The organism is uncultured Bradyrhizobium sp., assembly GCF_936943645.1.
GTDB lineage: Bacteria > Pseudomonadota > Alphaproteobacteria > Rhizobiales > Xanthobacteraceae > Bradyrhizobium.
In genome coordinates, this window is record NZ_CAKZJO010000079.1 from 46236 (window position 1) to 61417 (window position 15182).

15 protein-coding genes and 1 tRNA gene are annotated in these 15182 nt (G+C 64.9%); 7 read left to right on the top strand and 9 right to left on the bottom strand.

Annotation, left to right across the window (positions count from 1 at the left end):
- Positions 1-95 precede the first annotated feature (95 nt).
- Positions 96-467, top strand: coding sequence for a hypothetical protein (locus tag Q0743_RS20595; protein ID WP_298243324.1), 372 nt, complete (start codon positions 96-98; stop codon positions 465-467).
- Position 468: 1 nt separating this feature from the next.
- Positions 469-864: a GFA family protein gene (locus tag Q0743_RS20600; protein WP_298243325.1), complete on the top strand. Its 396-nt coding sequence runs from the start codon at positions 469-471 to the stop codon at positions 862-864.
- A 36-nt stretch (positions 865-900) separates the two neighbouring features.
- Here Q0743_RS20600 and Q0743_RS20605 read toward each other — a convergent pair whose 3' ends face one another.
- From Q0743_RS20605 to Q0743_RS20615, 3 genes are all read right to left on the bottom strand, one after another.
- Positions 901-1830: a GTP-binding protein gene (locus tag Q0743_RS20605; protein ID WP_298243326.1), complete on the bottom strand. Its 930-nt coding sequence runs from the start codon at positions 1828-1830 to the stop codon at positions 901-903.
- A 3-nt stretch (positions 1831-1833) separates the two neighbouring features.
- Entirely contained in the window at positions 1834-3324 is a 1491-nt protein-coding gene (locus Q0743_RS20610; protein WP_298243327.1) for an amidohydrolase family protein, read from the bottom strand.
- A 166-nt stretch (positions 3325-3490) separates the two neighbouring features.
- Positions 3491-4699 carry an alpha/beta fold hydrolase gene (locus Q0743_RS20615; protein WP_298243328.1) on the bottom strand — a complete coding sequence of 403 codons (1209 nt, stop codon included), beginning with the start codon at positions 4697-4699 and terminating at the stop codon, positions 3491-3493.
- Positions 4700-5497: 798 nt separating this feature from the next.
- On the opposite strand from Q0743_RS20615, the gene Q0743_RS20620 reads away from it, so the two are divergent.
- Positions 5498-5926 carry a hypothetical protein gene (locus Q0743_RS20620; protein ID WP_298243329.1) on the top strand — a complete coding sequence of 143 codons (429 nt, stop codon included), beginning with the start codon at positions 5498-5500 and terminating at the stop codon, positions 5924-5926.
- Between the two features lie 191 nt (positions 5927-6117).
- Positions 6118-7101, top strand: coding sequence for an alpha/beta fold hydrolase (locus tag Q0743_RS20625; protein ID WP_298243330.1), 984 nt, complete (start codon positions 6118-6120; stop codon positions 7099-7101).
- A 34-nt stretch (positions 7102-7135) separates the two neighbouring features.
- Here Q0743_RS20625 and Q0743_RS20630 read toward each other — a convergent pair whose 3' ends face one another.
- From Q0743_RS20630 to Q0743_RS20645, 4 genes are all read right to left on the bottom strand, one after another.
- Complete coding sequence (locus tag Q0743_RS20630; RefSeq protein ID WP_298243331.1) at positions 7136-7669, bottom strand: 2'-5' RNA ligase family protein; 534 nt, start codon at positions 7667-7669, stop codon at positions 7136-7138.
- Between the two features lie 112 nt (positions 7670-7781).
- The gene (locus Q0743_RS20635) at positions 7782-9599 is read right to left on the bottom strand and encodes an NERD domain-containing protein/DEAD/DEAH box helicase (RefSeq protein ID WP_298243332.1); all 1818 of its coding nucleotides are present in this window, start codon (positions 9597-9599) and stop codon (positions 7782-7784) included.
- A 108-nt stretch (positions 9600-9707) separates the two neighbouring features.
- Positions 9708-9782 (bottom strand) — tRNA-Glu (locus Q0743_RS20640).
- A gap of 57 nt (positions 9783-9839) precedes the next feature.
- Positions 9840-10184 carry a hypothetical protein gene (locus tag Q0743_RS20645; RefSeq protein WP_298243333.1) on the bottom strand — a complete coding sequence of 115 codons (345 nt, stop codon included), beginning with the start codon at positions 10182-10184 and terminating at the stop codon, positions 9840-9842.
- Here Q0743_RS20645 and Q0743_RS20650 point away from each other — a divergent pair.
- The 3 genes from Q0743_RS20650 to Q0743_RS20660 all read left to right on the top strand — a co-directional run bounded on the left by Q0743_RS20650 (position 10183) and on the right by Q0743_RS20660 (position 12899).
- The gene (locus Q0743_RS20650) at positions 10183-11217 is read left to right on the top strand and encodes an RluA family pseudouridine synthase (protein WP_298243334.1); all 1035 of its coding nucleotides are present in this window, start codon (positions 10183-10185) and stop codon (positions 11215-11217) included. The two genes, Q0743_RS20645 and Q0743_RS20650, sit on opposite strands and share 2 nt — an antisense overlap.
- Positions 11218-11434: 217 nt before the next feature.
- Positions 11435-12334 (top strand): RNA polymerase sigma factor RpoH, encoded by a 900-nt coding sequence (rpoH, locus tag Q0743_RS20655; RefSeq protein WP_018318222.1) that lies wholly within the window; start codon positions 11435-11437, stop codon positions 12332-12334.
- 223 nt (positions 12335-12557) lie between these two features.
- Positions 12558-12899, top strand: coding sequence for a hypothetical protein (locus tag Q0743_RS20660; RefSeq protein ID WP_298243335.1), 342 nt, complete (start codon positions 12558-12560; stop codon positions 12897-12899).
- A gap of 138 nt (positions 12900-13037) precedes the next feature.
- On the opposite strand, the gene Q0743_RS20665 is transcribed toward Q0743_RS20660, so the two are convergent.
- Complete coding sequence (locus Q0743_RS20665; RefSeq protein ID WP_298243336.1) at positions 13038-13661, bottom strand: peptidoglycan recognition family protein; 624 nt, start codon at positions 13659-13661, stop codon at positions 13038-13040.
- 99 nt (positions 13662-13760) lie between these two features.
- The gene (locus Q0743_RS20670; protein WP_298243337.1) at positions 13761-14972 is read right to left on the bottom strand and encodes a GGDEF domain-containing protein; all 1212 of its coding nucleotides are present in this window, start codon (positions 14970-14972) and stop codon (positions 13761-13763) included.
- Between the last annotated feature and the right edge of the window lie 210 nt (positions 14973-15182).

The following is a 15182-nucleotide window of genomic DNA, read 5'->3' on the forward strand; positions in this document are numbered from 1 at the left end:
GGATCTGCCGATCCCCCCTTGAGAATTGCCGGCCGGAAGGGTCTGATAGCCGCGGGAGCAAACTCTACCTCACGCGGCCCCGGGACCTGAACCCCATGACCATGTCGGTCGAGCAATTGTGGAGCCTGCCGGAAACCGCGCTGGTCGGCGCCTATGCGGAAGCGCGGCGCCGCTACGCGGAGAAGAAGTTCGAGCGCGACACCCAGCGGGCCCGGCTCGAATGGATGCGCGCAAAGCTGTTCGTCAACACCCAGGGCAACGTGACCGAACGCAAGATGGCGGTCGACGTCTCCGAAGAGCTGGCGCGCAAGGGCCAGGAGGTGCGCGAGATGACGCGCGACCTCGACATGCTGAAGATCGAGGTCGATGTGATCGACACGATGATTCGGCTGCGGGGGGCGCACGGGGCGCCGCCGGTCCACGCCGATGATGCCGCCGAGAAGCCCGCCGAGCCGGAGGGGGAGTGAGATGGCCGCGTTCCGGGGAAGCTGCCTGTGCGGCGAGGTCGCGTTCGAGATCGAGGGTCCGTTCGACCGTTTCCTCAACTGCCATTGCTCGCGCTGCCGCAAGGCGACCGGGACCGCGCATGCCTGCGAGGTGATCGTGAAGGCCACCGCACTGCGCTGGCTGCGCGGAGAAACCTCCGTGCGACGCTTCGACCTGCCGAACGCGCGCAGCTTTGCCACCGCATTCTGCGAGACTTGCGGCAGCCCGATGCCGCACCTCACGCGCAGCGGGCGCGAGGCGATCATCCATGCCGGCGCGTTCGACCAGCCACTCGAAGCCGCGCCCCAGCGGCACGTACAATGGGCATCACGCGCGGATTGGTATGTGCACGGCGACGCGTTGCCGATGGAGGATTGAGGCGCCTGATGCGTCCCACGATCGGCGCGGATCGTGCTACCCGCCCGCAACGCACGCGTCCATGATATCGTCGAGCTCGGCCTTCGAGAGCACGCCGAGCTCGGCAATGAAGACGATCCGCGATCGCGGCACGCCTGCCGCCGGCGTGTCGCCAGGAGCCAGCGTGGCGCGGCCGGCGGCGAATTGAAACACCATCTGGCGGCCGGGCTGCTCGACCGTCTCGAACAGACCCTTTGCGCGCGCAAGTTTTGGAGCAAGCCGACCGATCGCCTGCTGCAGGCGCGGCAGCGAAAGCGGCTGCTCCGAGGTCCAGCTCAAGGTCTCGAAGCGATCCTCCGCCGGGCGTTTGGGTCCCGGCTCGCGCGGCGCGGGGCCGCGTGCGACATGCGCGGGAAACAGCAACGCCGACGGAATTGCGCCGTGCTTGGCATCGACCACCACGGCAGGGACGCGTTGCGCCCGAATGACCTCGCGCAGCCGCGCGCCTGCGCCCTCCTCCGCGAGATCCAGCTTGCTGAGCGCGACGATGTCGGCGACGCGGAGCTGCGAGCGATGCAGCGCGTCATCCAGCGCGGACGGCGGCGTGCCGGCGTCGAGCACGCAGAGCACCGTCTCCAGCGGCGCCTCGCGCAGGATCACGGGATCCATCAGGTTGCGGACGATGTCGGCGGGATCGGCGACGCCGCTGGTCTCGATGACAATATACTCCGGCTTCGGATCGCGCCGCAGCAGCGTCGCGAGCGTACGCAGGAGATCACCTTCGAGCGAGCAGCAGATGCAGCCATTGGCGAGGCTGACCACGCCGTCGCTGGCGCCCGCGATCAATTCCGCATCGATGTTGATCGCGCCGAAATCGTTGACCACGGCGGCGATGCGCCGCCCCTCGGCGTGCGCCAGCAGATGGTTCACGACCGTGGTCTTGCCCGCCCCCAGAAAACCCGTGACCAGCAGAATGGGGACCGGCATGGATCAGCTCTCGACGACGGGACGACGGACCGGCTTTCCCGGCCGCGCCGCAACGTCGAGAATGCCGTCGGCGATCAACGGCTGACCGCTGACGACGAGGTGCCGCACACCTTCGGACGGACGGTTCATCGCCGTGAAGGTAGCGCGGTCCGAAAGCTTCTCGTAGTCGAACACGACGATGTCGGCATCGGCATCTTTCGCCAGCCGGCCCTTGGCGCGCATTGCCGGCGTACTCTGCGACAGGATTTCCGCCGGGATCAGCGCGCATTTGCGCACGCCTTCCAGCAGCGACACGGTCTTGCGCTCGCGCACCCATTCGCGAATGAATTTCGTGAAACAGCCGGCCGAGCGCGGATGCGAGGTGGCATCGTCGGGCAGTGGCCAGGCATCGCCGGTATAGGTCTTGCCGTCCGACGTCGTCCACGGCATCGCATCGGAGGCGATGGCGCCGCCGGGATAGAGCACCGACATGTCGAGCAGGTCGCGGTGATGCGCATTGTGCTCGGTGTCGAGGATGTGCCAGAGCACCAGCGAGGACGGCTCCTCCGCCTGCGCCTTTAACAGCTCCTCGCGGTCGTGGAAGCGGTAGCCGTCGGTGACGCGCTGCACGGAATCATAGCCGGTGCCGTTGCGCTCGACGAATTCAGGGTCGCTGAAGAACGCCGCGGCCAGCACGGTCGAGCCGGTGCCGTAAGGATAAGCTTCGACGGTGATCGGCAGGCCCTGTCCCTGCGCCTTTTCGATCAGCGCGCGGCAGCGCTCGATGTCGGTCTTGCTCGACGAGTTGAAATGGCAGATGTGCATGTGCGCGCCGGTGGCGCCGGCATAGCCGATCAGGCGGATATAGGCTTCCACCGCGCTTTCGGGGTCGATCCGCGACATGAAGGCGACATGGGTGAAGGTCGGCACGTCCTTGGCCGCCGCGAGCTGGCACACTGCGGTCAGCTCCTGCACACCGGCGCCCGGCGCGTAGGCATTGAGGATGCCGATACCGATGCCGCCTTCGTTGAGACCGCGCGAGAGCCGCTCCAGAATGCCTGAGACCTCCGCATCGGTCGCCACATTGTCCATCCAGCGCCGGTCGCGCATGGCGTTGCCGAACGCCTCCAGCGAGCTCTCGGCGTTGGAGCCCGTCATCGCGCCGATGCGCGCAAAGGCCCAGTTGGTGGCAGCGCCATAGTTCAGCACGCGGCCCTTCCGCGCCTGCCGCTCATACCAGGACCCGACCGGCAGCACGCCGGCCTCCAGATCCAGTGTTGTCGTGACGCCGTCGAACGCCTGCATGCGGTCGGCCGGAATCGACTGGCCATGCGCGTGCAGATCGATGAAGCCCGGCGCGACCACAAGGCCCGTGGCGTCGATCACCCGCTCGGCCCCGCCGAGCGACGAGCCGACCGCGGCGATCCTGCCGTCCACCACCGCCACGTCGCCGATCGCGTCCATCCCGCTCGCGGGATCCACCACACGACCACCAGAGATCACCAAGCCGCTCATCTCGTCACTCCGAAAAGCTATTGCAAAAAGCCTCCAAAGGCCCGGCAGCAGCTCCGGAGGCCGAGACCGGCGGCATGGCGCCCCGTCCCGGCGTGCATGATGCAGATTTTCAGGGAACCGACCACCTCTGTCGATGCCGATGCATCATGCGTATTCGCGCGCGTCGTCAGAACCCATCGAACCACGATTTCCATTTCGGCACCGCCGTGGCGAAGGTGCCGCGATGGCTGGTGCTGCCGGTCGAGATCGCCTCCACGGCCGGGTTGCCGCTGCCGATCGCACGCTGATAGGTCATGGCGAGCTGGCCCAGCCCGACGCTGATGGCTTCGTCGGTCTCGCCGTAATAGTTGCGGACCGGGCTCTTGACGATCCAGCGATACGCCTGGGTCTGCGCGACCAGGCGCCCGTAGGCCGATGCCGCAAAGAACTGCGGATCGAAATAGTCGGCGCGGATCAACTTGTGCAGGTCGGTGGGGACGTCGGCCGGATTGAAGGGCTCGCGCATGTAGGCCTTGCGCGACACGTCATAGTAGGCATCCGCGATCAGCGAGCGCGCGAGCCCCGGCACGCCATAATAATTCTCAAAGGAGAACGCCGTCAGGATGAACAATGAATTCACCCAGCTCGCATCGTTCTTGCGCGGGAAATTGAGAAATCCGTTGAGCGCCACGAACGCGTCGACCGGCGCGCTCGCGGTGGCGACCGCATCGACCTTGATGCCTGCCTGCTCGAGCTTTTCGAGCATGGCCATGGTCACGAACCCACCTTGCGACCAGCCCGCGAGAAACAATTTGGTGGTGGTGAGCTTGAGGTGATCGAGCACGGCGCGGCTCGCGATCAGCATGTCATGCGTCGCCTGCTGGTGGCTCGCCTTCACCATGTAGCCTTCCGGCTCGGCCGAGGTGCCAAGCCCGAAATAGTCGGCACCGATCACGACATAACCCTGGCCTGCGAACTGAGCGATCATCAATTGCGTTTCCGGCGACTGCTGCGGAAACGAGGGAACCTCCTGCTTTCCGTAGACCGTGCCGTGCTGGTACGACACCATCGGGAACGAGGTGCCGTTGTCCTCGGGAATCGCGAGCAGTCCGGAGGCGACAGTCGGCTTGTTGCCGCGCTCGGGTACGACGGACGAATAGGTCACGCGATAGAGCCGGACGGCGTTGCGCGCCGGACTGTAGGTTGTGGTGATCCCGGCGAAGGCGGGCGTATCGACCTGCAGGATCTTGTTGAGCTGATCGGCATCCCAACGCGCGATGCGCTGATATTCGATGCTGGCCGACAATTTGACGACCTGACCTTCCTGCGCATGGGCGGAAAGCGCCGCGAGGAGCTGGACGAGAAGCAGGAGGGAGAAACGCCAAGCCGATGTCATGCAGGAGACCCGTCGCAAGAGACTTTGGATGAGCAGGTGACAGGCCTAAGCAGGTTCGGTTGAGATTGTGTTGCAGCTGGCCTCGAACCAGGCTGGAACCGGCCTGTCGAACCGTGCGCGATTGTCGCAGGACACTCGGGCACGCGGTCGCGATCTCGCGGCGTGTTTTGCCCGAGTTCTTGAGGTCTCCTCACCCTCTCGCAGGAAAGGGCGCAGGGAAGGCCGGGCGCCGGCTGGCACCCGTCAAGACCCCCGTGCTGAGCAAATGCACACGCAATGCACAGGGGAGATACAGGGCAGCCGAAACCAGGCCTTCCCTGCGCGATGGTTTGACGGCCTATGCCGCGCTCTCCCGGGAGCCGACCATTCCTTCTGGCCTCCCTCGCCCCGCGGATTGGATGATGCAGTCTGCCCGGTTGGGCTCGCTGGCATCTCCGCGACAGGCTTGACCGTAGCAACGACGGCCAGGACCACACGGTTTCGCCGTACGCGAGGCGGCGCCGTTCGTCTTTGCGGGCCACGCATGCTCACGAGGTTCATCTCGCCCTGCACGCGCAAGCTCCGCCTTTAACGCCGCCCGCGTCCACCGCAACTCCCAGCCCGCGCTCGAAACGACGTACGACCGCCCCTTTGGTGGGCTGGGATGGCCGACACATACGACAAATCCGAATTTCGGTAAAGTGGAATATTTTTGAACGGAGGGGTTGACAATGGCCCTGGGTGTTTTGCTCGCGGCGAAACTCGGCTCTACTTCCACATTGAACGTAATTCTGTATTCTGCGTTCCGTGGAGGAAGCCATGCCGACGACGTTCGCAAAAATCAGGGAGGCCTTCGAGTTCGCCAACACCAGCGTCGACATGGACATATTCCGCGCCTATGTCTGCAGACAATCAGGTGAGACCTATTATCAGGCCGATGAAATGTATTCGGAACCGCTCGACGAACTGCCTGACGACATCGAGGATGCGACAAAATACGTAAGGCTTCCGGACAAGCGCGACCTCGATCTCGGCAAACCCCTGGTGCTGGCTTTCGTGCGCGAGTTCCTGCCCGGTGATTTCGACGATGTCCGCTATTTCTTCAACAAGAGGGGCGCCTATTCGAAGTTCAAGGCGCTGCTCGCCAGACGCCACGCCATCGAGCGCTGGCATGCTTTCGAGAATGAGGCGACTGAGCAGGCCTTGCGCGAATGGTGCAAGGAGGAAGAGATCAGCATCGAGGACTAGACGGCCCTCTCTCGCCGTCGTCGCATCGCATGGAAGGCCGGCGATGGCTTCGCCGGGACCTCAACCTATTCTGCGCGCCGCCGTCATCTCGCCCCCATTGTCATTCAGGGAGCTGACGGGGCAGCGCTATCGGGGGCGAAGTTCCAGGGTTCCCAGTGATAGGCCGAAATCCACTTCAAGCAAATCCTTCGATGTCGCGTCGAGCTCTGCTCGGCGGACTCATGTCGGCGGGCAGCGCGCTCGCGCTCGGCGGATGCGCCGGGCTGGGTGCGACAGGCGCGCGCTATGACGCATCGTCACTCTCGGTCGATCCCACAGTTCTCGTCGCCACCACGCGCAAGCCCGTGAGCGGCGGTCGCGCAAAACCCTGGTTCGGGCCGGAGCGTGCGACGCGCATGACGATCGCGCGCGCCAGGCTGGTGGCGCCGGACGAGAGCCGCCTTTCTCTCGCCTCGGTTGGAATCGGCGACTGGCGCCTCGACCGGCTCGAACCGGTGTCGGCCGACGCCGGCGATCTCGCTGCGGAGGCCGGCGGAGGGGACGTGCTGATCTATGTGCACGGCTTCAAGCAGACATTCGAGACGGCCGTATTGGACGCCGCCCATCTCTCGGACGGGATCCGGTTCCGTGGACGGACAATCGCGTTCTCATGGCCGTCCAGGGACGGACTGTTCGACTACGCCTATGACCGCGACAGCGCGATGTGGTCGCGCGACGAATTCGAACGCGTGCTCTCCGCGCTGGTGTCGGCACCCGGGGCGGGGCGCGTGCACATTGTCGCGCACAGCATGGGAACGATGCTGACGCTCGAGAGCCTGCGTCAGCTCTATGCGAAATACGGCGACACCGTCACGGGCAAGATCGGCGCGGTGGTGTTTGCCGCGCCCGACATCGACATGGACGTGTTCTCGTCGGCGATCCAGCGCATCGGTCCGCTCGCCGGCAAGATCACCGTGATCGCCTCGACCAACGATCGCGCCTTGGCGCTGTCGGGGCAGCTCGCCGGCGGCATGACACGGGTCGGCGCGGCCGAGAAGGCCGCCATCGCCCGGCTCGGCGTGCGCGTGGTCGATGCGTCGGCGGAAGGCTGGGGCATCGTCAACCACGACCTGTTCCTGTCGAATGCGGATGTACAGAAGGTGATCCGGCGGTCGATCGACGGCACGACGGCGTGAGGGAGCGTGCGGCATTGGTTTGATGCCGTGCCGACTACGACGGCAATCTTCGCTCGGCGATGATCCGCACGGGCGGAAAGACGACGCAGTCCGCGACGTCGAACACCACCTCAATTGTACGATCAAACGCCCGTGCAAAGGCCATCGCATCGTCGCGCCGCTCGTCGCCAATGGCCGTGCCGAGCGTGCAATGGGGCGTCCAGGCGCCGGGCCGGTAATGCGGACGGCAATGCGCGGGATCGATGGCCGCGCTGATGGCGCCGTGGATGCGGGCCAGGGTGTCGTCGGCCTCCGGCTCCGCCCAGAGAACGAGCGGAGAGGCTTCGAACCAGCGAATTCGCTTGAACCCGATCCTCAACTGCCTCTCGTCGGCCACGGCTGCCTGCATCACGTCCCACGCGGTGTTCTCGTCGACCGCAGGCGAGTCGTAGATCGCAAATGTAAAATGAGGCCGGTAACCGAGCGCTCGCATCGAAGGCGCGAGCTCGAACGCGGCCACCCGATCCCACAGCCGCTCGATCTCGCCTGCTGATGCGTTGTCGGCCCGGATATTGATCGCTAATGCCACAGGCTCACCCCAGGGGTGGAACAATCGAACATACTGCAGCGACAGTGCACTGAGTTGCCAATTCCATAAAGAGCTGGCTGACAGCGTGAAAGGGCGGCCGTGCGGCGCCAGTCTACGCGATCAGACGCTGCACCAGGGCGGACTCGTTCGAATATGTCAGCAGCGCCTCGTGTGTCGCCCGGGTCACCCCGACATATGTCAGCCGGACGCACTCCTCGACGGTCTCGCCATGGCGACCGAGCAAGCCCAGGCCGGCGATGGCGACGCAGGGAAACTCCAGTCCCTTCGCGGAGTGCATGCTCAGGAACCGCACGGCCACCCGCTTGACCGACACCCTGTTGCGGTTGTCCTTGGCCATATCGATCGGGACGCCATGCTTGGCCAGGATCTGTGCGACTTTCCCTCCGATCCAGTGCTCCGGGTAGAGACACGCCATCTGCGACCACTCGTAGCCGGCCTTTCTCCGGTCGAGAAACCATTCGGCGACGCAATGAGCTTCCGCGTCCACGCTCACGCACCGCCGCACGGCGGGCTCCACTCCCTGCCGGCCGGCATCTTCGGGCAACAGGATGGCGTGCTCATCATCGGCTGTAACGCCCGGTGCGCCGATCACGTCCGCAGCGAAGCGTCGCGCGAAGGCCACGATTTGCGCGGTGTTGCGGTAGTTGACCTTCAGGACGGTCGTTCTGCCCTTGGCTTCAATTCCGAGCTGACTCCACACCGGGCGTTCGCGCCCCTTATAGATGGCCTGGATGTCGTCGTAGACGACCATCAACGCCTTGGTGCGCGGGTTCACCATCTTGGCCGCAAGCGCGAGCCATTGCGGCTCGAAGTCGTGGGCCTCATCGATGAGGACGGCGTCATACTGCTCCGCTGGAATATGCCCCTGATCCACCGCCTTCATGACCTCCGCGACGCTCGCAGCGAGTCGTTCCGCATAGTCCGGATAGTCACGCTCTGACGGAGCTGCGATCCCATAGGTCCGCAGCATCCGGTAACACCAGGAATGAAAGGTGAGGACCTGAACACGATTCTCGACACCTCTGTTCTGCATCGCATCCTCGAGCCGCCCGGCGATGCCGTTGGCGTAACAGAGGATGAGGACGGGCTTTGCCGCCGCGCGCGCCAGATATTCGGCTCGAAAGGCAAGGATCAGTGTCTTGCCCGATCCGGCGACGCCGCGAATGATGCGATGCCCCTCTCCCAGACTGCGCGCGAACTGCTCCTGATGCAGGTCCATCACTGCAAGCGTGCGGTCCGAAGGATCGGCCCCCGGCGGGTCGTCCAGAGGCAGGGCAATCTGTCGGATGCGGATCTCCGGAAAGAGCAGCGCGCGCAGCCGGTCGAACTGCGGCATCGATAGCGGCTCTCCAAGGCTTGGATGAACCATGTTCCACACTCTGGATCGGAATTCTTCCGGATTTGCGCCCTCGGTCATTTCATCCTTGAACAGACAAAGATGCTCGGCCAGCACCTCCTTGAGCTCGGCCTGTTCGAATTGCTTGCGCGTGATGTTGGTGAAGACGACCCCGAAGCCGAACGGCACGATGGGCTTGCCCATGAAACGATGACCGGGCGGAAACAACAACTGCCCGTCCCGGTCGATCGTGCGCACGACGTCGAACGCATATCTGCGGGCCTGCTCAAGGGGATTGCTCTCTTGCACATTCCCCCGGGTCGTCAGCAGCTCGACCTTCGTCTTGTCGGCCGAAACGATCGTCTCCAGGCGCCAGTCCTTGACCTCGAGCACGAGCAGACCGTTCGCGGGATGAATGATGATGAAGTCCGGATGTCGGTTCAGAGGGCCGACAGGGAGATTGTGCCAAACGACGGCGTTGTCTTCGAGAAAGTCCTTGAGGCGTTCGGCGAGCCTTAGCTCCCCACGGGTGTCGAAGCGCGCGAAGCCCAAGCTGGGGATCAGGATTGCCATTGCACAACCAATGCGGACCGCCTCACCGGCTACGCAAGTCAAAGGCGGTCTCTCCAGGCTCACATGGTTGCCTAGAGTGTGCAGGTTTTCAACGGCTTAGGATTTGGCTGGCGCTCCCTAGGGGAATCGAACCCCTGTTTCAGCCTTGAGAGGGCCGCGTCCTAACCGCTAGACGAAGGGAGCGTGAGGGCTAGCCAATAGCCTCGAAATTTGTCCGCCGCAAGGACCCCGACGGGCCTTTTACGGCTCGTTGGCAAATTTCAGCCGTCCGGCCGGCTTCAGGGTGCGGGCGTCGAAGGTGCGGATCTCGATGACCCCGCCGAGATCCAGCGTGACGACGAGGCGGTCACCGGCAACCCCGGTCGAGACGATTTTGGCGCCCTTGGGCAAAGTTGCGGTGACGTCGCCGGAGGCTTCGACCGCCCTTCCCTCCGACTTGAAAAGGCGGTAGCCCACCGCGATCAGCACGGCGCAGACAGCCAGCGCCGTGGTCAACCCCGCGATCAGCATCATCCGCCGCACCCGCGCGAACAGCGCGGCCTGCTCGGGGGTCGGTTCGGGAACAGCGGTATCAGACGTCGTCATGGAAAGTCTTGGCCCCAAGGGTCTTGGTTCAGCGCAGAGGTTAGAGGTCGTGGTCGAGGGCGACGAGGGCTCGGCCCGGCTCGACCGCGTGCTGGCGGCGCGCCTGCCGGACCTGTCGCGATCAAGGCTCAAAGCCCTGATCCTGGCGGGCGCAGTGAGCCTGAAGGCGTCCCAGGAATCGACCCAAGTCCGCGACCCCGCTTATCACGTCGCATCCGGCGATACGATCACAATCGAGGTGCCGGAAGCGGCGCCCGCCGAGCCCAAGGGCGAGGAGATCGCCCTCGATATCGTGTTCGAGGACGACGATATCGTGGTTCTCAACAAGCCGAAGGGGCTGGTGGTGCACCCCGCCGCCGGCCACGAGACCGGCACGCTGGTGAATGCGCTGATCGCCCATTGCGGCGCCTCGCTCTCGGGCATCGGCGGCGTGCGCCGGCCCGGCATCGTGCACCGGCTCGACAAGGACACGACCGGGCTGATGGTGGTCGCCAAGAACGACATGGCCCACGCCTCGCTGTCGGCGCAGTTCGCCGATCACGGCCGCACCGGCGAGATGCGGCGCGGCTATATGGCCTTTGCCTGGGGCGTGCCCGGCCGGCATCGCGGCACCGTCGACGCGCCGATCGACCGCCATCCGCATGCGCGCGAGAAGATGGCGGTGCGCCAGGGCGGCCGCGAAGCGGTGACGCATTGGGAAATCCTGGAGAGTTTTGCGGGGCGCGACGGCAAACCGGTGGCCTCGCTGATCGCCTGCGAGCTCGAGACCGGACGCACCCACCAGATCCGCGTCCACCTCGCCCATATCGGCCATCCCCTGATGGGCGATGCGGTCTATGGGCCGCACTTCAAGACCAAGGCGAACCAGCTCGGGCCCGAATCGCAGGCCGCTTTGGCCGCACTGGGACGGCAAGCCCTGCATGCCTATCTGCTGGTATTGGAGCACCCGAGAAGCGGAGAATTACTCCACTGGGAGGCGCCTTTGCCGGAGGATTTGCTTCTCCTCCAGAGCGCTCTCAAAGCGGCGCTATGACGCAGCCTCCTTAGGAAAGGCGTTACATTACAAAAGATTATAGCTGCCACACGGGGACGTGACGTCAGCAATCCTTCCCTTTTCGACCCCCCATGGGGTATATTGCGCCTGCGTTGGAAATGACCGACGCGGAACATCGCAGCCCGGCCGGCTTTGACACAGCGGTCGTCTGCCTGGCCCGCCGCTATCGGGGGCCTGAACCTTTGGAGGGCGCACTATGGCCCGTACCGCTGCTTTGCCGGTCCTCAATGGAGAATCCGGCCTATCTCGCTACCTCGCCGAGATCCGCAAGTTCCCGATGCTGGAACCCCAGCAGGAATACATGCTCGCCAAGCGTTGGCGCGAGCATGACGATCGCGACGCGGCGCACCAACTCGTCACCAGCCATCTCCGGCTCGTCGCCAAGATTGCCATGGGCTATCGCGGCTACGGCTTGCCGATCTCCGAGGTCGTCTCGGAAGGCAATGTCGGCCTGATGCAGGCGGTGAAGCGTTTCGAACCCGAGAAGGGGTTCCGTCTCGCCACCTACGCCATGTGGTGGATCAAGGCGTCGATTCAAGAGTACATCCTGCGTTCCTGGTCGCTCGTGAAGATGGGCACCACCGCGAACCAGAAGAAGCTGTTCTTCAACCTGCGCAAGGCGAAGAGCAAGATCAACGCGCTGGACGAGGGCGATCTCCGCCCCGACCAGGTGAAGATCATTGCCAAGCGCCTCGGCGTCACGGACCAGGACGTGATCGACATGAACCGCCGCCTCGGTGGCGACGCGTCGCTCAACGCACCGATCCGCGACGACGGCGAAGCCGGCGAATGGCAGGACTGGCTGGTCGACAATACGCCCAACCAGGAAGCCATGCTGGCCGAGCACGAGGAATATGACGAACGCCGTGACGCCCTGAACGGTGCCATGGGCGTGCTCAACCCGCGCGAACGCCGCATTTTCGAGGCGCGCCGCCTCGCCGATGAGCCGATGACGCTGGAAGACCTTGCCGCCGAGTTCGGCGTGTCGCGCGAGCGCGTCCGCCAGATCGAGGTCCGCGCCTTCGAGAAGGTGCAGTCCGCGGTCAAGGGCACGATCGCAAGGGCCGAACAGGCCGCGCTGGAAGCCGCGCACTAAGCGCGGTTTTCACAGCGCCAGAGATTGGCGGGTCGAAGAGACAGAAAGCCGGCGGCAACGCCGGCTTTTTTGTTTCGTCCGTCTCCCCTTGCAGCAACGAATGAGACCACGATCACGGTCGACTTCCCCTCGACAGACATAGACTCGCGCCTGCCTTGAACCCGCGCGTCCGGTCAACCGACCCACGATGACCGGACCGACAGCATCGATTGGACGAGAAACCGTGTCGATCATCCTGCAATCAACCGCCGGCGGCTTCTCGGGCCAGTTCATGCGCAAGCTGCCGCTGGTCGAGCAGGCGATGCGCGAGCACGGGCTGGAGCCGTCGGAATTCGTGATCTCCAAGGACTATGCGGGCACCGCGACGATCCCGCTGATGGGCCCGTTCTTCTATAGCTACAGCGTGTTCTTCGGCGAGGAGCAATTCACCGTCACCGAGCCGAACGACATGGTGTTCCTGGACTACTTCTTCAAACGCGTGCTGGCCGTGGACGAGCCGCCGGAATTGCCGCAGCGACCGGGCCTGATGCGGCGGCTGTTCGGCTGGATGTCGCAGCCGGTGTGATTTCCGTCACCATTCCGGGGCGCGCCTCTTGGCGCGAACCCGGAATCCATCAGGCCGCAGAGTTGTTGGATGAATGGATTCTCAGGTGCGCATTTGCGCACCATAGTTCGCGCTGCGCGCGCCCCGGAATGACGGTTCTTACTCCCCCCACATCTGCGCCAGGGTCGCGAGCCAGCAACCTTCGCAATAGCGGGCGTCCTTGTAGTCGATCCAGTTGTGGGCGTAGACGTGGTCGAGCGGGATGTCGTAGCGCGCGCGCAGCACCTTGACGAGGATCCGCCACGCCGCGACTTGCGCCTCGGTCGGGCCGGTCGTCACATCGGGGTAATTGCCGGCGAACTCGACACCGATCGAATTGTCGCGCACCACCTGCCGGTAGGTCGTGCTGTTGTCGATGTACTTGTTGTCGTTGCGATTGGCGCCGTCGCCATGGGTCGGCACCAGGTTTTCAGCGACCGCCCAATAGACCGTGCCGTCGGTCTCCACCCACACCGTGACGCCGCGCCGCGTCGGCTTCTTGGCCTGCTCCGCCGCGCCGCCGCGCGCCGAGCCTGCCGGTCCCTCGGTCTGGTGCACGATGACGTTGCGCCATGGCCTTGCGTCGCGGACGTCGCCCCATGGCGCCAGCCAGACGATGTTCAAACCGGGAATCTCGGGCGTGCCGGAGGCGCGCGCGAACCGTGTCAGCTCGGCGTCGGTGGCAGCGGCAGGTGAGATCAGAACGAGAGCGGCGACAACGGCCGCGAGCAGGCGAGGCATCATCAAGGGTCCAGTGTGGGCCCCCATCGTAGCAGCATGATGCGGAAAAATGCGCAGCGGTTTTGCGCAAAGATCGCGCTCAAATGATCAAATAGGAAGGCGCTAGGCGAATGTGCGCTCGCTCTGGTCCGGGCCGATCGCCTCGGGCGACAGCGGCGGCACCGGATCGTAGACGGCAAAGTCGTTCTTGCCGTTCTTCTTGGCGGCATAGAGGGCGTGGTCGGCATTGGCCATCAGGCGGTCCGGGAATGCGCCGATGCCGCGATCCCACTGCGCGACGCCGATCGAGATCGCGATCGGGATGTCGCTGCCGGTGCAGGCCTCGGCATCCTGGCGGCAGACCTCGAGCACGCGGCGGGCGATCGCGGCGGCCTCGCGCAGGGACGAGGACGGCAGCACGACGCAGAACTCGTCGCCGCCGGTGCGGGCGAGCATGTCGCCGGGCCGCAGGCGCGTCTGCGCCATCAGCGTGAAGTGCTTCAGGCAGGCGTCGCCCGCGGCATGGCCGTGGGTGTCGTTGATGGTCTTGAAGCCGTCGAGATCGATCACCAGCAGCGAGAACGGCGCAGCGCTGCGCTCCGAGCGGGCGCATTCCTCGGTCAGGCGCTGCAGCAGATGCCGGCGGTTGGCAACGCCGGTGAGATCGTCGAGCAGCGCGAGGTCGGCGACTTCGCCGCGCAGGCGGTCCATCGCCATCAGCAGGAAGCCGAAATTGAGCGTCATCGACAGGAACAGCAGCCCCAGCACCATGACGGCATGGGTCTGGCCGCCGGCCTTCGCCGAGAAATCGTGGCCGAGCAGATTGCCGGCCGTGCGAGCCATGAGGATCGCGAGGATGGTGAGAATGACGATGCCGGACAGCCGCGCGCCCGGGCTGACGCGGCCTTCCGGCGGCCACAGCAGCAGACGCAGCGCCAGCACCAGCGGCAGGGCCTGACCCAGCGTGTAGCTGAGCATGCGCAGCTGCATGTGCTCGAAGCCGACCATGAAGACCACGACGCCGGCAAGGCTGAGGCCTCCCGAAGCCGTCATCAGGCGCCATGAGACCGGCCGGTCGTAGAAGCGCTGAATGCCCATGGCGGCGAAGCAGCTCGCGGCGATGACGCCGGCAGCGCCGAGCAGAAGCGGCAAGGGAGAGGCGATGAACAGGCGGATCAGCGCCGTCATCGCGCCGGTCGCGCCGACGAAGGACGATGCCATCCAGAACCGGGCCGCGGCGAATTTCGGATAGGACCGCGTCACGTAGGCCCAGATCACACCGAGCGCCAGGAAGTTGACGACGAAGACGGTCCACAATGTCGGCACGTTCAGCATGGCGCGTGCAGCACGCGCAGCGTCGCGCCCCCCGTCCCTGGCAGCCGTCCGTCCATGACCCGTCCCCGTTTTCTTGCGGAGACGATGCGCAGGTTGCGCTTAATGGTTCCTCACTGCGATCTTCGAAAGTTCCCCTTTGGTTTTGGATTCATGAACGGCGCGCGGCCGTTGGCGGATCGTTAAGCGTGTCGGCCGCGATGGCGGACCGGC

Bases quoted from the DNA above. Each gene is read 5' to 3' on its own strand.
- Q0743_RS20595 (WP_298243324.1), top strand. From the start codon at position 96: ATGACCATGTCGGTCGAGCAATTGTGGAGCCTGCCGGAAACCGCGCTG.
- Q0743_RS20600 (WP_298243325.1), top strand. From the start codon at position 469: ATGGCCGCGTTCCGGGGAAGCTGCCTGTGCGGCGAGGTCGCGTTCGAG.
- Q0743_RS20605 (WP_298243326.1), bottom strand. From the start codon at position 1,830: ATGCCGGTCCCCATTCTGCTGGTCACGGGTTTTCTGGGGGCGGGCAAG.
- Q0743_RS20610 (WP_298243327.1), bottom strand. From the start codon at position 3,324: ATGAGCGGCTTGGTGATCTCTGGTGGTCGTGTGGTGGATCCCGCGAGC.
- Q0743_RS20615 (WP_298243328.1), bottom strand. From the start codon at position 4,699: ATGACATCGGCTTGGCGTTTCTCCCTCCTGCTTCTCGTCCAGCTCCTC.
- Q0743_RS20620 (WP_298243329.1), top strand. From the start codon at position 5,498: ATGCCGACGACGTTCGCAAAAATCAGGGAGGCCTTCGAGTTCGCCAAC.
- Q0743_RS20625 (WP_298243330.1), top strand. From the start codon at position 6,118: ATGTCGCGTCGAGCTCTGCTCGGCGGACTCATGTCGGCGGGCAGCGCG.
- Q0743_RS20635 (WP_298243332.1), bottom strand. From the start codon at position 9,599: ATGGCAATCCTGATCCCCAGCTTGGGCTTCGCGCGCTTCGACACCCGT.
- Q0743_RS20650 (WP_298243334.1), top strand. From the start codon at position 10,183: ATGGAAAGTCTTGGCCCCAAGGGTCTTGGTTCAGCGCAGAGGTTAGAG.
- Q0743_RS20645 (WP_298243333.1), bottom strand. From the start codon at position 10,184: ATGACGACGTCTGATACCGCTGTTCCCGAACCGACCCCCGAGCAGGCC.
- rpoH (WP_018318222.1), top strand. From the start codon at position 11,435: ATGGCCCGTACCGCTGCTTTGCCGGTCCTCAATGGAGAATCCGGCCTA.
- Q0743_RS20665 (WP_298243336.1), bottom strand. From the start codon at position 13,661: ATGATGCCTCGCCTGCTCGCGGCCGTTGTCGCCGCTCTCGTTCTGATC.
- Q0743_RS20670 (WP_298243337.1), bottom strand. From the start codon at position 14,972: ATGCTGAACGTGCCGACATTGTGGACCGTCTTCGTCGTCAACTTCCTG.